The 14,843-nt window shown below is 48.2% G+C and carries 12 protein-coding genes; 9 read left to right on the plus strand and 3 right to left on the minus strand.

Annotation, left to right across the window (positions count from 1 at the left end; translation table 11 throughout):
• Positions 1-92: 92 nt before the first annotated feature.
• The gene (gene lplT / locus K7P76_RS01445) at positions 93-1,310 is read left to right on the plus strand and encodes a lysophospholipid transporter LplT (RefSeq protein ID WP_232182295.1); all 1,218 of its coding nucleotides are present in this window, start codon (positions 93-95) and stop codon (positions 1,308-1,310) included.
• Here the strand turns inward: lplT and K7P76_RS01450 are convergent.
• Positions 1,286-1,582, minus strand: a complete 297-nt coding sequence (locus K7P76_RS01450) for a hypothetical protein (RefSeq protein ID WP_232182296.1) — start codon at positions 1,580-1,582, stop codon at positions 1,286-1,288. The two genes, lplT and K7P76_RS01450, sit on opposite strands and share 25 nt — an antisense overlap.
• A gap of 141 nt (positions 1,583-1,723) precedes the next feature.
• Here K7P76_RS01450 and K7P76_RS01455 point away from each other — a divergent pair, with 141 nt between their 5' ends.
• Complete coding sequence (locus tag K7P76_RS01455) at positions 1,724-3,577, plus strand: LTA synthase family protein (RefSeq protein ID WP_232182297.1); 1,854 nt, start codon at positions 1,724-1,726, stop codon at positions 3,575-3,577.
• Between the two features lie 31 nt (positions 3,578-3,608).
• Positions 3,609-4,268 (plus strand): phosphatase PAP2 family protein, encoded by a 660-nt coding sequence (locus K7P76_RS01460; protein ID WP_232182298.1) that lies wholly within the window; start codon positions 3,609-3,611, stop codon positions 4,266-4,268.
• An 80-nt stretch (positions 4,269-4,348) separates the two neighbouring features.
• Here K7P76_RS01460 and K7P76_RS01465 read toward each other — a convergent pair whose 3' ends face one another.
• Positions 4,349-4,954 (minus strand): TetR/AcrR family transcriptional regulator, encoded by a 606-nt coding sequence (locus K7P76_RS01465; RefSeq protein ID WP_232182299.1) that lies wholly within the window; start codon positions 4,952-4,954, stop codon positions 4,349-4,351.
• Positions 4,955-5,172: 218 nt separating this feature from the next.
• Here K7P76_RS01465 and K7P76_RS01470 point away from each other — a divergent pair, with 218 nt between their 5' ends.
• The 6 genes from K7P76_RS01470 (at position 5,173) to K7P76_RS01495 (ending at position 13,790) form a co-directional block, all read left to right on the plus strand.
• The gene (locus K7P76_RS01470; RefSeq protein ID WP_232182300.1) at positions 5,173-6,675 is read left to right on the plus strand and encodes an MDR family MFS transporter; all 1,503 of its coding nucleotides are present in this window, start codon (positions 5,173-5,175) and stop codon (positions 6,673-6,675) included.
• A 428-nt stretch (positions 6,676-7,103) separates the two neighbouring features.
• Positions 7,104-8,048 carry a DoxX family membrane protein gene (locus K7P76_RS01475; RefSeq protein ID WP_232182301.1) on the plus strand — a complete coding sequence of 315 codons (945 nt, stop codon included), beginning with the start codon at positions 7,104-7,106 and terminating at the stop codon, positions 8,046-8,048.
• A gap of 70 nt (positions 8,049-8,118) precedes the next feature.
• Positions 8,119-8,547, plus strand: coding sequence for a hypothetical protein (locus tag K7P76_RS01480; RefSeq protein WP_232182302.1), 429 nt, complete (start codon positions 8,119-8,121; stop codon positions 8,545-8,547).
• 418 nt (positions 8,548-8,965) lie between these two features.
• Positions 8,966-12,127: an efflux RND transporter permease subunit gene (locus tag K7P76_RS01485; protein WP_232182303.1), complete on the plus strand. Its 3,162-nt coding sequence runs from the start codon at positions 8,966-8,968 to the stop codon at positions 12,125-12,127.
• Between the two features lie 40 nt (positions 12,128-12,167).
• Entirely contained in the window at positions 12,168-13,082 is a 915-nt protein-coding gene (locus tag K7P76_RS01490) for a TetR/AcrR family transcriptional regulator (RefSeq protein WP_232182304.1), read from the plus strand.
• A gap of 90 nt (positions 13,083-13,172) precedes the next feature.
• Positions 13,173-13,790 carry a nuclear transport factor 2 family protein gene (locus K7P76_RS01495; protein WP_232182305.1) on the plus strand — a complete coding sequence of 206 codons (618 nt, stop codon included), beginning with the start codon at positions 13,173-13,175 and terminating at the stop codon, positions 13,788-13,790.
• Between the two features lie 54 nt (positions 13,791-13,844).
• Here K7P76_RS01495 and K7P76_RS01500 read toward each other — a convergent pair whose 3' ends face one another.
• Entirely contained in the window at positions 13,845-14,834 is a 990-nt protein-coding gene (locus K7P76_RS01500; RefSeq protein ID WP_232182306.1) for an aldo/keto reductase, read from the minus strand.
• Between the last annotated feature and the right edge of the window lie 9 nt (positions 14,835-14,843).

The raw sequence follows: 14,843 nt of genomic DNA on the forward strand, positions 1-14,843 counted from the left end.
CGGACATGCGAACTAGATTATGTAAAAAAGTTACAATAGTATGAGGACGAACCTTTATCGAAGGAGTATAATGAGAAGGCTGAAGGAAAGGATTGAGGAAATTGTTGGGGTTAAGAAACAAATTATCGCCGTTGCAAGCGGTGGTATGGACGCAATTTTTAAGCGCATTCGCGGATAATCTAAATTTCTTTCTCATAGTGGGTATGGTCAAAAGAGAAGGCGTATCGGATCCAGACGGAACGGTCACGTATATTCAGATGGCTTTTTTATTCGCATATGTTATCTTGGCGCCTATCGTCGGAGCTTTCACGGACAAGAAAGCGAAGTCGCACGTCTTGCTGTTGGGGAACGTATTGAAAGCAACCGGAATATTGCTCTTGTTATTCGGGATATCTCCCGCGATCTGTTACTTCTTCGTCGGAGTCGGAGCTGTCGTCTATTCACCGGGAAAATACGGAATTTTATCGGAATTAACGAAGAGCGAGGGGGAACTCCTGAGGGCTAACGCGCAGGTGGAGGGATCGACCATATTGGCGATCCTGCTCGGCACCGTCGCGGGAGGTTTTCTTGCGGTTCACTCGGACTTGCCGGCGATTCTTGTCTGCTTGTTCATCTATTTGCTCTCGCTGACGATGACTTTTCTCGTGCCCGTCAGAGCGGGAAATCCGCACATTCGCTACCAACAAGCCGCGGGGCAGTTTTTCCGCGATTTGTCTAAGCTCTTCCGAAACCGCAGAAGCCGATTTTCGCTTATCGGGACAGGCGCATTCTGGTTAACGGCATCCGTGCTTCGGATCGCTCTCATTGCTTGGCTGCCGCTTAATCTGGGAATCGAAGACACCGATCAGCAATCGATGATCATCGGCGTCACGGCACTCGGAGTCGTTGCCAGCGCATGGTTGACCCCCAAGCTAGTGCCGGAAGGCAGGCTTTATCGGGGATTCTATTACGGGATTGCGATGGTTAGCGCCGTAATGGCGGCTAATTTTACAAATCAGCTGTGGTTAACGGTGTCGCTCTTATTTATTACGGGAATCATGGGCGGCATCTTCCTTATACCGTTGAACACGATACTGCAAGAGGAAGGCAAAACCGCGATAGGCTCCGGCCGGACGATCGCCGTTCAGAACTTCGTGGAAAACAGCTTGACGGTAGTCGGGTTGTTCCTCTACTTGATGCTGAGGAGTTGGGACGTGCCCGTCAATTATTCGGTTATCGGAATCGGTCTCGTACTGGCCGTGTTCTTCATCTATCTTGCTACGCAAATCGGATTTATTCGAGCAAGCTATTCCCGCAAGGAAACGACATGAACGAGCTGCTCATTGGACGTCACTTTAATGACGGCATGGGCGGGATCGTATTCTGCATGACCGAGGCCCACATAGGCCGCAGGTTCGGAACCAAGTACATAGAACAGGTCATCGGCTAGCGTTCGAATGCAAATGTCCTGCTCATCTTTGCTAAGGCTTTCCCAGTCTGCTGTTTCCATCTCGAACGACTCGTAAAACTGCGGGACCGTGGCCAAAGCGCGAGACAAGTCATCCAAAATATGATCATAAGCTCTTGTATAGGATATAGCCATGAGAGTACCCCTTTCAAAGTTTTGTTTCATTATACGCGACACCGAATTCTTTAGCCAACCTTTAGGTGTTCTTCCTTCATGTAGTACTTTAACACTGGGTTAACATTCGTTATAATAGATAGGGTTCTGGAGGTGAATTGCATGAAACCTTTTAAGTTGGGAGCATGGTTATCCAAGCCCTTTATCTTTTTCTCTATATTCATGGTGTTGAAAATATATTTGGCTAGAGTCGTTGTGTTCGATAGCTCCTCGGCATGGCTTCAGCTTGCGATAAGCATACCTTCTGTCTGGGTTTTATTTTGCCTCATAGAATGGCTGGCGCCGCGCAGGAAACTAGGAGTTTATATCGCCGTTAATCTGTTGCTGACCACCATATTTTTTGCCGTCATTATGTACTACAAATATTTCGGAGTCATTGTCACTTACCATGCCTTGCAGCAAGTTAACCAGGTAACGGAAGTCAAAGGCAGCGTGTTCTCCTTGCTTCATCCCTATTTCTTGTTTATCTACACCGATATCGTTGCATTGCTATTATTGTTATTTAATCGGCGGTTTCGGACATGGGGCAAGAAGCTTAATATTCAGGAATCGAGAGTACTTATTTCTGCGATTTTCTTCGTCTCGTTGGCAGCAAGCGTGACGAATGTCTGGATACACCGCGACAGCATTAATGAACTGAAGCAAGCGGAGAATATGGGCATCTTGGGTTACGAGGTATATGCGGTCATCGCCAGCGCAACGGAAGAGGTCGAAGATCCGAGCAACGTCACTTCCGAAGCGATCGCAAAGCTAAAAGGCGAGAACGATGTGGCAACGCCGCTATATTGGGGCGAAGCGAATGGCAAGAATGTCATCATTTTGCAAGTTGAAGCGGCCCAGAATTTCTTGATCGACTTGAAGATAGACGGTCAGGAAGTAACACCTGTCATGAATCAGCTTAAGAAAGAGCATTTTTACTTCCCGCACTTTTACCAACAGGTCGGACAGGGTAATACATCGGATGCAGAGTTTGTCGTGAATACATCGTACTACATTCCATCGCATGGAGCCGCAGCTCAGGATTATGGCAAATTGGCACTGCCGAGTTTGCCTAAATTATTGAGAGAGCATGGTTATCAGACGGCCACGTTCCACACGAACGACGTGCAATTCTGGAACCGCAAGGAATTATACCAGGCTTTAGGGTTCGACCGCTATTACGATGCTAAGTTTTTCGGAGACGAGGACACGGTTTTCTTCGGGCCGTCGGATGAAGTGCTTTACGATAAGACAGCAGATGAATTGTTGAAAATAAGCCAGAGCGGAAAGCCGTTCTATTCGCAAGTTATTACGATGTCCTCGCATCATCCTTTTGATATTCCGGAACGCAAAATTCGGTTCGAGCTCCCGGAGCGATACAAAGGCACGCTTGTCGGCGATTATATCCAAGCGCAGAACTATGCGGATTATTCGTTGGGACTTTTCATCGACAAACTCAAGAAGAACGGCTTATGGGACAAATCGGTACTTATGATTTATGGAGATCACCTCGGGTTGCCTTTATATTCTTTAACCGATCACGAGAAGGACTTGATGGAATCGATCTACAAACGACCTTACCAGTATACCGAGATGATGAATATTCCTTTGATGATCATCGCGCCGGGCATTACGGAGCCGAAGGTGCTTCCGCAAACGGGCGGACAGGTTGATGTGTTTCCTACGTTAGCGAACCTGCTCGGCATCTCTTTACAGGAACATATCCACTTCGGTCAGGATATTCTGAACGAGAAAAATAATTTGCTGCCTCAAAGATATTATTTGCCATCTGGATCATTCATAAACGATAAAGGGATTTTCGTGCCTGGGCTTGATTACTTGGATGGAACGAATTATCCATTTGACGGCGCGAAATCAAATGAGACGGATTCGACGAAAGATGAATATAATCGAGCATTGGAGCTTCTAAAGTTGTCGGATAGTTATGTAAGCAGTTTGCCCAAGCATGAAAAATAAAGTACTTTATAGAAAAAAGGGGGGTTGGAAATTGACGCTCAAAAATGTAGATTGGAAAAAGTATGCTCCGCTTCTGTTGATGTTGGTTTTCCCGGTTCTCGGCCTCATGTATGCTTTAACGAACAATAACTCCAATCAGGAAGTTTATAGATTGGTGACGGCTGTGGACCAAGCGATACCGTTCGTCAAATATTTCGCGCTTCCGTATTCCGTCTGGATTTTCTATATTTACGTTTGCTTGTTTTACTTCTTCAAGAAGGATGTCAATGTGTACTACCGGGCACTTATCACTTATATTGTTTGCGCGCTCATATGTTATTTGATTTATACCGTATTTCAAACGACGGTTTCCCGTCCGATAGTTACGGGAAGCGATCCTTTCTCCGCATTAATGCGTTACATTTACGATCGGGATCAGCCCTATAACTGTTTCCCGAGCATTCACTGCTTTTCAAGCTATATGGTAATGAGGATGGTGTGGACCAGTTCCTTCCGCAATAAATGGAACGTCACGCTAATTACGGGGATGTCGAGCCTTATTATTGTGTCCACTTTATTCGTTAAGCAACACGTTATCATGGATGCGCTAGCCGGATTTTTCCTAGTTGAAGTAGTTGTTGCCGCAATGATCGTGTTCGAGCGTAAGTTGAAAGTTTCTCGCGAGCGCCAGAACAGCACTTACGGTGCCTAACGACAAGGAAAAGGCTGATCTACCTTGGCAGATTGAAAGCTCTGCCGGGTAGATCAGCCTTTTTAATTTGTCTGGTTGAATTATTGAGCCGAGAGCCGATACATGTTGCGAAAGCCCATTTTCATTTGGTCCGTCGAATAACCTTTCTCCTGCTTCAGATGAAAGTATCCTAACGGAGACATGGAACAGATGATCGCATGGGCAGCTAAATCGGGATCGGCAGAAGCTTGCTGATTCGTATCCTGGCCCATAATTTCTGTTAGTAGCTCAGACATTTTATTCCTGAAAAATTTATACATAGGGGAATGAAAGAAGTTCCCGCGGTGATCGTCGCAGGCCATCTTGGCTTCCATCGCGATAATTAAATCGGATTTCTCTTCGATCGCGTCTATCCATAGGTCCACAATGCCGTCCAATTTTTCCGCGGCGGAGGATTGCCGATGTTCCTCCAAGTAAGTAGTCACTTGATTCATAAGCTGATGTCCGTAATCTTGAAGGATATCCGAGCAGAGATCGCCTTTGTGGGCGTATCTGCGATATAAAGTCGCTTGTCCGATTCCTGCTGTCTTAGCGATTTGATGCATACTAACCGGGCGAACGCCATGCTCGTTGAATAGAGCTTGGGCGGTTTGCAGGATCAATCGGCGGTGTTCTAGGGCGTCTTTACGTTCACGACGGATCGACACGGAATAGCCACCTCACTTTACCGAAAGTTTACATACTAAATTGTTGACTTCCGGACAATTGTCCGGTAACATCAAGATTAAACGGACAATTGTCCGGTATGACTGAAGAGGTTCCTTTGTAGGGTCCATATGTCCTTATTGTAACGCCAAAGCATACGGCGGTCAATGGACGAGAGAGACTGCGCAGAGAGGACCTACATTAGGATAGGAGGGAATACATGTCTTCAAATTCAACACCGGCATCAACGGGAGAAGCATTTTCGATGCGTAAGATTATCGGACCCCTGGTTGCCATCGTCGTCGGTATTTTTATGGTTATTTTGGATGGTACGGCGGTTAACGTCGCGCTTCCAAAGCTGCAACAAGAGTTTAAGCTTTTGAACTTGTCGTTAGTGCAATGGACAGTTATTGGTTATGCTTTAGCTCAAGCTGCCGTTATCCCTTTGGCAGGCTGGTTATCGGATCGCTTCGGTGCCAAGAGAATATTTTTGATCTCGGTTGGGTTGTTCACCATCGGATCGGTGCTCTGCGCTTCGGCTAATTCCGTTGAAACGCTTATCGCCTTCCGGATCGTTCAAGGGGCTGGCGGAGGTGTCGTCATCCCGATCGCTATGGCCTTTATTTATCGGCTATCTCCTCCGGAGAAAGTCGGAGCCGTCATGGGTATGATGGGAATTCCAATCTTGCTTGGTCCTGCGCTAGGGCCGGTAGTAGCCGGATGGTTGGTTGAATATCATAGCTGGCAGTGGATATTCTTGATTAACTTACCTATCGGTATTATCGGGATTATTCTCGGCATTCGCACTTTGCCAAACATTCAACGTCAAACGGTTGCGTCTTTGGATACACTGGGCATGATCCTCGGACCTTTGGCATTCGCAGCGCTTGTTTACGGAGTTTCCCAAGGCGGCGTTGATCCCGTTACGGGCGAGTCCACTTGGACTAACGCAACAACGTTGATCGGTTCGGGGATTGGTATCGTAGCTTTGATTCTATTCATTCTCGTGGAATTGAACCGCCAAAACCCGCTTCTGGAGCTAAGAGTGTTCCGATCAGGCAACTTCACCAAAGGAATTATCGTGCAATGGATTTCACAAATAGCGATGTTCGGAACGATGTTCATGGTTCCTCTGTTCTTACAACAAGCCCATGGATTTAGTCCTCTCAAGACAGGTTTGATTATGCTTCCTCAAGCACTGGCATCCGGGTTGTTCATGCCTATCGGAGGAAAACTATCTGATCGCTTCGGCGCGCGTCCGCTCGTATTGGCAGGTATGGCTTTAACGACGGTATCGGCTCTATTACTGTCCAATATTTCTGCGGATTCCGGGACGGCTGCGGTTATGTTGCCGCTTGCTCTACTGGGTGCAGGAATGGGATTGTTCATGATGCCGCTTAATAACCATCTAATCCAATCAGCTCCACAGAACCTAGTTGGACGTGTCACATCTCTCACTAATGCGGCGCAACAAGTTATGATGTCGTTCGCCATTGCTATACTCACGACCCTGTCAGCGACCAAGATGAAGGATCTGATGATCGAAACGGGCAAGAAGGAAAAGGATCTGGAGTTATACGCTTCTTCCTTCGGTTACACTTTCCTGATTCTGGTCGGAATCGCCATTGTTGGTGGATTGCTAGGCCTCATGCTTCAGAAGCCGAAAAAAGTCGAAGGCCAAGAAGAAGGCAATGCCGAAGTACCAATGATGGTAGGTCACTAAGCTTGTAAGTTAACAAAAGGCAGCATCCCGTTAATAAGGGGTGCTGCCTTTTAAGTTTACACCTGGAAATTGGACGACCCCCGCAGACGAGTCTGTCGGGGGTCTTAATATTGAAGCGCAACCGCGCGATTCATCCTGATTTCACTTTCACGAATACAACGATAGCCCTACCTCTCCATCGTTCTTGCGGCTCCAAGGCCGCGCCAGTGAGAATTCGTGTTCCTTCCAGCAGCCATTCTGAGATTCTTAATAAGGAACGTGTGGGAAAACGGAGGAATATTGCCCTAAGAGGATAAAACCTGAGGGTTACTACTTCTACAATTAATCATTATACCCTTTTGACTAATATATGTCAATCTATAATCACGGCGAGGAAATCAATGGTATAATTATCGCGAATTATTCAAGGCTGAGAAGGAGTTGAGCTGATGTTTCAATATGCACACGTTAAGTGGTTTACGGATGTAACGCCGGTTAAAGAGGTGTTGGAAAAGGTTTTATCTCCCGTATTCATGGGGACGGCTATAGCTGTAGCGCTTCTGCTGGCCGTACTAACGCAGGTGCTTCCGGCTATTATGCAAATATCCGCTTTAGGTAAATTAGATCGTCAAGTGGAACGGTTACGTCCGTGGTCCACTCTAATTTTGCAATATGGTACGGCAGCCGCGCTGTTGTGGTCGCTTCTGGAAGGCAGCTTGTTCGCTCCGGAGTTTGCGCATCCGCATGGGGGAGTAACGATCGCGGTCGGAGTGACAATCGCATTGCTGATTATCCCTCATCATTTTGCTGTAAAGCTGGCCTCCATTGTATTATTCGGGTTGTATGTGTATTACATTGGGGAATACGGGTTATTCCATATGTTGGATTATGGCTTCTATTTAGCGATTGCCGCCGCGCTAGCTTTCTTCCGTTCTCCCTTCGAGAGATGGTCATTCCCTTTGCTTTATTTGGGTACGGGGCTTTCCCTATGCTGGGTGGCGGTGGAAAAGTGGATATACCCGGCCATGACTCTCGATATCGTTGAACATCATCATGTGCCCACATTCGGCTTTCCTCCGGCCGTATTCATCGTCTTGGCGGCGTTCATCGAATTCGTAGTCGGTTATTTGCTAGTCGTGGGCATATTGAATCGGCTGTTATCGATTGTGCTGACGATCATCTTCATTATGACGACGATGTTATTCGGATACGTGGAGATCGTAGGCCATTTCATGATCCATATCGTCTTGCTGTTGTTTATTATCGAGGGAGTGAGCTTCTATAAGCCGCCCGTTGACATGCATAAGACGAAGCTGGACCGTATCGTTTTCGTTGCCCTTAATTTCTTGCTCGTGCTTGCGACGTTCTTGCTCCTTTACTACCGTTTTGCGTAAATATTAGTCTAGGTTTTGTGCATGTACATAGCTATACCGCTGTATACTAGGTAGAAAAGGAGGAATTTTAATGCAGCAATTTGCGATTGCGGTCAAGGAAATTCGGGCGTTACTGACCTCGTTTAAGATCGTGAAGCTTGTATTGCCTTTTCACCTGCACATTTTATTCGGCGGTCTTGGAGTATTATTCTTGGAGGAACTGCTGCTGCGAACAGACATAAGCTATAAAACCTGGAACACGCTGTTTAACGATATTCCGTTGCACTTAATTGCTTACTATGGTTTTTTCGTCGGAATATGGTTAACGCTCATCTCCAAAAATGTAAAGTACTTACCTTACGGGTTATGGGGTTATGCGTTCTTGGCGTTGTTCCCGTTCGAGTATTTGGGGCTGGCCAACTTCGTTCAGGCAGCGATCTATGCGATAGGCGGATTCGCTCTTTTCCGTTATACGGCGACCTCGCATAGCTCAGCAGACACGCACAGCTTGAACGTATAGGAGCAATAGGTTAGACATAAGTACAAAACCGATCTCTGAGCCTTTGGGTTCACGGATCGGTTTTTTTGCGCGCGGCGTCCAAAAACGCACCCGATGGCACGCCTTCAAGACGGTGTGCTCCCATAGTCGGAAATTCCGACTATGGCGGCCGGCATGAAGTAGACTGCTCCCTAGGGAAATGGACTAACAGAGTTAAATAGTCTGCTAAATAACTAATTTATGGCTGGCGGGAAATGATAACGGGAAATGCTAACGGTTGGAGATAAGGCTTTCGCCTGCTGAAAGCACACGTATTCGACCGGTCGTTCGATTAGAATTATTATCGCACGTCGACATATTAACATTTTCGACATTTGACTTTCGAACAATCGTTCGATAAGATTTTGCTAAAGAGAGATCATGAGGAGGAGTTGGAGATATGAAAAGTGTTATCGGATTTTCGCTTAAGAACAAATTCGCTTTATGGATGATTACAATAATCGTCATCGTTGCCGGCTTGTATTCCGGGTTGAATATGAAGCAGGAGAGCTTGCCTAACCTTAACTTTCCTTTCCTGAGCGTAACAACGGTTTATCCGGGGGCTGCTCCCGATGCCGTCGTGAAACAAGTGACAGACCCATTGGAGCAGCGACTTAAAAATATCGAAGGCGTTAAGAACATCTCTTCAACATCGATGGAGAACGTTTCATCCATTTCGGTTGAATATGATTTCGGCCAAGATATGGATGCGGCCATTACACAATTGCGGGAAGCAGCAGCGGGCGTTACGCTCCCGGAAGGGGTTAAAGCACCGGAAATTTCGAAATTTTCCTTTAACTCTTTCCCGGTTATTTCTCTGAGCGCTTCTGGACAAGGCAGTCTCGAGGATTTGACCAAAACCGTATCGGAGCAAATTCAACCTGTGTTAGAAGGAGTTCCGGGTGTAGCGTCGGTTAAAGTTGCGGGTCAATACGTTCAAGAAGTGACGTTGAAATTCAACCAAGCCAAGATGGCGGAGTTAGGGCTAAGCGAAGATACCGTAAAAGGAATCGTGCAAGGCTCGGCATTAAAAGTACCGCTAGGTTTGTTTCAACTTGAGCAAACCGAGAAGGCGGTTGTCGTTGACGGTCGAGTTACTACGATAGATGACCTGAAAAAGCTGGTCATTCCGGTTTTCCCAGCTGCTGCCGGCCCATCGGCGGCTACTCCGAACGCAACTGGTCCTATTACGGCTGCGCCTAATGCCAACGCCCCTAAAACCTCAGCCCCTAAAGCTGGCGTACCTGCAGTCGGCGCCGGATTGAAGACCGTGCATTTATCAGAAATCGCCGACGTGGAGATGTCGGGGAAAGCGGAGTCCATCTCGCGCACGAATGGCAAGGAGTCCATAGGTATTCAGATCATTAAGGCTAACGACGCCAATACGGTGGATGTCGTTAATGACGTTAAAGCCGAATCGGACAAGCTGAAAGAAAAGTTCAAGGACTTGAAATTGGACATCTTGCTGGATCAAGGCAAGCCGATCGAGGAATCCGTAGCAACGATGCTGAGCAAGGCGTTGTTCGGCGCATTATTTGCCGTCGTCGTTATCTTGCTGTTCTTACGCAACATTCGCACGACGATCATTTCCATCGTATCGATTCCACTGTCGCTCATCATCGCGGTATTGCTCCTGAAGCAATTCGATATCACGCTTAACATTATGACCCTCGGAGCGATGACCGTCGCGATCGGGCGCGTCGTCGACGACTCCATCGTCGTTATCGAGAATATATACCGCCGCATGTCGCTGGCCGGCGAGAAGCTAAAGGGCCGAGAACTCGTGCTGGAAGCGACGCGCGAGATGTTCCTGCCGATCATGTCCTCCACCATCGTCACGATTGCCGTTTTCTTGCCGCTAGGACTTGTAAGCGGGATGGTCGGACAGATTTTCCTTCCGTTCGCGTTAACGATCGTATTCGCTCTTCTTGCTTCCCTTATCGTAGCGGTTACCGTCGTACCCATGTTGGCTCACCAAATGTTCAAGAACGGAATCAAAGCGGGCAAAGGACATCAGCATGACGATAAGCCGGGCCGTCTTGCCAAAGGTTACCGCCGTCTGCTCACATCCGCTTTGAATCATAAGATTATTACGCTGGTCATCGCTTTTGCTCTTCTGATCGGGAGCGGTTTTCTCGTTCCGTTAATCGGAGCGAGCTTCTTGCCGGAGCAAGAAGACAAGTACGCCATGGTCACGTATTCTCCGGAACCGGGCGATCGGATCGAAGATGTCGAGCAGCGTGCGCTTATTGCCGAGAAATATATTTTAGAGCAATCGGACATTACGAGCCTTCAATATTCCGTCGGCGGGGCTAATCCGATGCAGCCAGGACCTTCGAAGTCGGCATTGTTCTTCATGCAGTATAAGAGCGATACCAAAGATTTTGCGGATAAGAAAGAAGCATTAATCGAAGGCTTGCATAAAGCAGTGCCTCAAGGTCAATTTGGCGAAATGAATCAAGGCGGGGGGCTTGGCGGAAGCAACTTCAGCATCAATGTTTTCGGAGATAGCTTGGAGCAAATCAGACCCGTTGTCGATCAAATTACCGACTTGATGAAGGCAGATACCTCTTTCGACAAAGTCGATACGAGCCTGTCCAAGACATACGAACAATACACAATCGTCGCCGATCAAGCTAAGCTTAGCCAATTTGGGATGACCGCCGGGCAAATTGCGATGAAGCTCAGCCCGCAACGCGTGCGTCCGGTATTAACTCAAGTCGAGGAGCAAGGCAAAACGTATAACGTATACGTCGATGTCCCGGTCGCGGAGTACAAGGATGTTAACGAAATACTCGACGCTAAGCTGAAATCACCGCTTGGGGTGGAAGTAGCGATTCGAGACGTTGCCACAGTGGAGCAAGGAACTTCTCCTAATGCGATCACAAGGCAGAATGGCAAAATGAACGTCACTGTAAGCGCAAAAATTACGAAGTCCGACGTAGCCAAGGCATCCAGCGATCTCCAAGCGAAGGTAGATAAATTGGTAAAACCAGCTGCCGTTGAAGTCAAATTCGGCGGAGTAACCGAGCAAATTAACGAGACATTCACGCAACTTGGACTCGCGATGCTTGCGGCTATCGCTATCGTGTATTTGGTGCTCGTGCTTGCATTCGGCGGCGGACTTGCTCCATTCGCGATTATGTTTTCCTTGCCGTTCGCGATCATCGGCGGTCTTGCAGCCCTTTATTTAACCGGCGAGACGCTTAGCGTATCCGCTTTGATGGGGGCGCTAATGTTGATCGGGATTGTGGTAACGAACGCGATCGTATTGATCGACAGAGTTATTCATAAGGAAAAAGAAGGTTTAACGACTCGCGAAGCGTTGCTGGAAGCGGGAGGTACGCGTTTGCGTCCGATTCTGATGACTGCCCTTGCGACGATCGGCGCCCTTCTTCCGCTCGCATTCGGATTCGAGAGCGCGGGTATTATTTCCAAAGGCCTCGGCGTTACCGTAATCGGCGGTCTTATTAGTTCGACGCTGCTCACGTTGCTTATCGTCCCGATTATCTATGAGATTCTGATGAAAATAAAGCGGAAATCAAGAAAAGCAACAGCCTAATGAAGGGGTCGAAAGTGGCTTAGGCGAGGGGGATAGGGTCATGCAGGACAAAAAGAAGCAGATTCTTGACGCGGCTATCCACTGCTTTGCGCGCAAGGGATTTAATGCGACGTCCATTCAGGAAATCGTTGACGAGCTCGGCATGGCCAAAGGCTCCATCTACTTTTACTTCAAGTCCAAAGACGATTTGCTTATTTCCGTAATCGAGTATTACGGCGAGATGTTATTCGACCGGATGGAGGGGCTCCCCGAAGAAGGGGGGCTCCCCCCACGAGAGAAGCTGACCCTCCAATTGGAGCGGCAATTTCGTTTCATTCGCGAGCATCTGGATTTCATGCGCATGTTGTTTAAGGAACCGTTGACCGGTTTGCATCCTCATATCCAACAGATGATGATTCGAATTCGCGCGCGCGGCAAAGTGTGGAACGCGACCCATCTGTTGGCGATATATGGCCGCTCGGTCGAGCCCTGCCTGGGGGATGCATCTGCGCTGCTGTCGGGTATCGTGGCCCAATATTTCGAAGCTATTCTTTTCGAGGAGCAGAGCTTCGACGATAGGCGATTAAGTCGATTTCTCGTCCGGCGTCTGGACGATCTGATGACGGGTATGGGGCAAGACGGGGAAACGCCTATATTGCCGCCATTGGACTTGGTGTTGTTGCGCGATCTTGCCGGTTTATCTCCGGAAGGCGATAACGAGGAACTAATCCTGCTGCAGGATATGATGGACAGAGTCATCGCTTCGGCGTCCCGGTGGGATGAACAAACCCAGAACGATCTCCTGGCCGCTTTAACGACGCTTAAGGAAGAAAGCGCCAAGCCGGCTCTGAAGAACCGCCTTCTCGTTCGGGGAATGATCGCTTTGCTCAGACAGCATGCTTTGGAACAATGGCATGAACCGCTGCGGCAATTGGAACTGCGATTATTGGGAATCGGTGACATTAAATTCTCTTAAAGTTTTCGACAATGGGTTTCGATAGTCTTGGACAGCGTGTATATTTAAAGAAAATATAACACTGCTGGAGGATTTTCGGAGATGTATTGCGTGAATTGCGGTGAAAAATTAATAGAGCTTGCCGTGTCGTGCCCAAGCTGCGGTACAGAGGTTAGGCAATTGCCGCCGGCATCGGAGATAACGGAAGCGACGGAATTGCCATCACCACCTGAGGAATCTCAGGATATGAAATATTCTTTTGCCACTCAGCCTGCATCATCGCCGAGAAGGTTATCCGATCTAACGAAAAAGCTCATACTTGTAGGCATGGCGGCGGTCGTTCTCGTCTTCCTTATTATTAAATTCACGGGGGACGGCGGGGGCAACCATGCAACTCCGGAACGCGCGGTTAAAGGCTTCTTTAACGCCGTTAAGCAACAAGACGCTGAGAAGATGTTCTCTTATCTATCGACCTACGTCAAGGATGGGGAAGATAATCCTGAGGGATTAGATAGGGAATCCGCGATTAAAAGTTTAGAGGAACAATTCGACGAGAGATCGCCGAAGCTGGGCAGCATCGATATTAAAGACGTGAACATCGACGGAGAAACGGCGATCGTGAACTATAAAGTCGACTTTGAGCAAGAAGGGAAGAAGTCTACGGAAGAGGGGACGATGAATTTAATCAAGGTAAAAGGGAAATGGTATGTGGATATCAATATGCCGTAGCAGCAACAATAAGACCGCCAGGAAATCCTTGGCGGTCTTATTGTTTTCTATCTACTATAACGCCACCCGAGCCGATACTTCGCTTAGCTCGCCGATCTCGGCTTCGGAAAGCCTGAAGCCCATCGCCTTCACGTTCTCCTCTGCATGGTGCAACTTGGACGCTCCGGGAATGGCAAAGACGGAATCGCCGGACGCGTTAATGATCCAATTGAGCGCAACTTGTGTCGCTGAGGCGTCATAATGGATTGCTATTCTTTCCAAGACGTCGATGAGAGGTTTCGTTTGTTGCAAGCTTTGCGGCTTGAAGCCTTTCATGAAGCGGCGAGGTCCGGGTGCTTTGCGAATCAGCTCCGGATTTTGGTGGAACTTACCGCTTAGAATTCCTTGCTCCAAAGGGGAATATGCGATGATAGCTGCGCCGAGTTCTTGGGCGGTTTCAAGAATGCCGTTGCGTTCGATCCGGCGATCCAGCATGCTGTATTTTACTTGGTTTGAAGCCAACTGAAGACCGTGCTCTTTCAACACGCGATCCGCTTCCTTCATTCGCCTTACATTGAAGTTGCTTACTCCGACGTAATGGATTTTGCCTTCTTTCGCAAGCTTCGCCATTTGCCGCATTTCGCTGGCAACGGAGGAGAAGGAAAACGGCTGATGGATCATATACAGGTCGATCGGAAAACCGCCTAAGCGGCGAAGCCTTTCATCGATCGTGCGCGGAATGTTGCTAGCCGTTCGAAGCCCGGGCCACCATTTGGTGGCGATGTGAACATCCTTGGCCAGATCACCGGCCGCATGCAGAGACTCCCCCAATATTTGCTCGGATTCGCCTCCCCCATAGATTTCGGCCGTATCGAACCAGTTGATCCCGCCTTCGAGGCTCACTCGTACAATGTCGTTAATGAGGGTATTGTCTAGCTTGGGCCAGAACCCTCCGACAAATCCGCGAGCTTTGCTGAACTGCCAGCAGCCGAGACCGAGCGGAGATAGGAGCAAATCCGTCGGACCGAACTTCCGTAACAACGGCTTCACCTGCTGATCCAACATCCTTTTTCC

The organism is Cohnella silvisoli (assembly GCF_021190915.1).
GTDB lineage: Bacteria > Bacillota > Bacilli > Paenibacillales > Paenibacillaceae > Cohnella > Cohnella silvisoli.

What these genes read in the sequence shown, in the direction of transcription:
- K7P76_RS01450 (WP_232182296.1), bottom strand. Translation starts at nt 1,582, where the DNA reads ATGGCTATATCCTATACAAGAGCTTATGATCATATTTTGGATGACTTG.
- K7P76_RS01455 (WP_232182297.1), top strand. Translation starts at nt 1,724, where the DNA reads ATGAAACCTTTTAAGTTGGGAGCATGGTTATCCAAGCCCTTTATCTTT.
- K7P76_RS01470 (WP_232182300.1), top strand. Translation starts at nt 5,173, where the DNA reads ATGTCTTCAAATTCAACACCGGCATCAACGGGAGAAGCATTTTCGATG.
- K7P76_RS01475 (WP_232182301.1), top strand. Translation starts at nt 7,104, where the DNA reads ATGTTTCAATATGCACACGTTAAGTGGTTTACGGATGTAACGCCGGTT.
- K7P76_RS01480 (WP_232182302.1), top strand. Translation starts at nt 8,119, where the DNA reads ATGCAGCAATTTGCGATTGCGGTCAAGGAAATTCGGGCGTTACTGACC.
- K7P76_RS01485 (WP_232182303.1), top strand. Translation starts at nt 8,966, where the DNA reads ATGAAAAGTGTTATCGGATTTTCGCTTAAGAACAAATTCGCTTTATGG.
- K7P76_RS01490 (WP_232182304.1), top strand. Translation starts at nt 12,168, where the DNA reads ATGCAGGACAAAAAGAAGCAGATTCTTGACGCGGCTATCCACTGCTTT.
- K7P76_RS01500 (WP_232182306.1), bottom strand. Translation starts at nt 14,834, where the DNA reads ATGTTGGATCAGCAGGTGAAGCCGTTGTTACGGAAGTTCGGTCCGACG.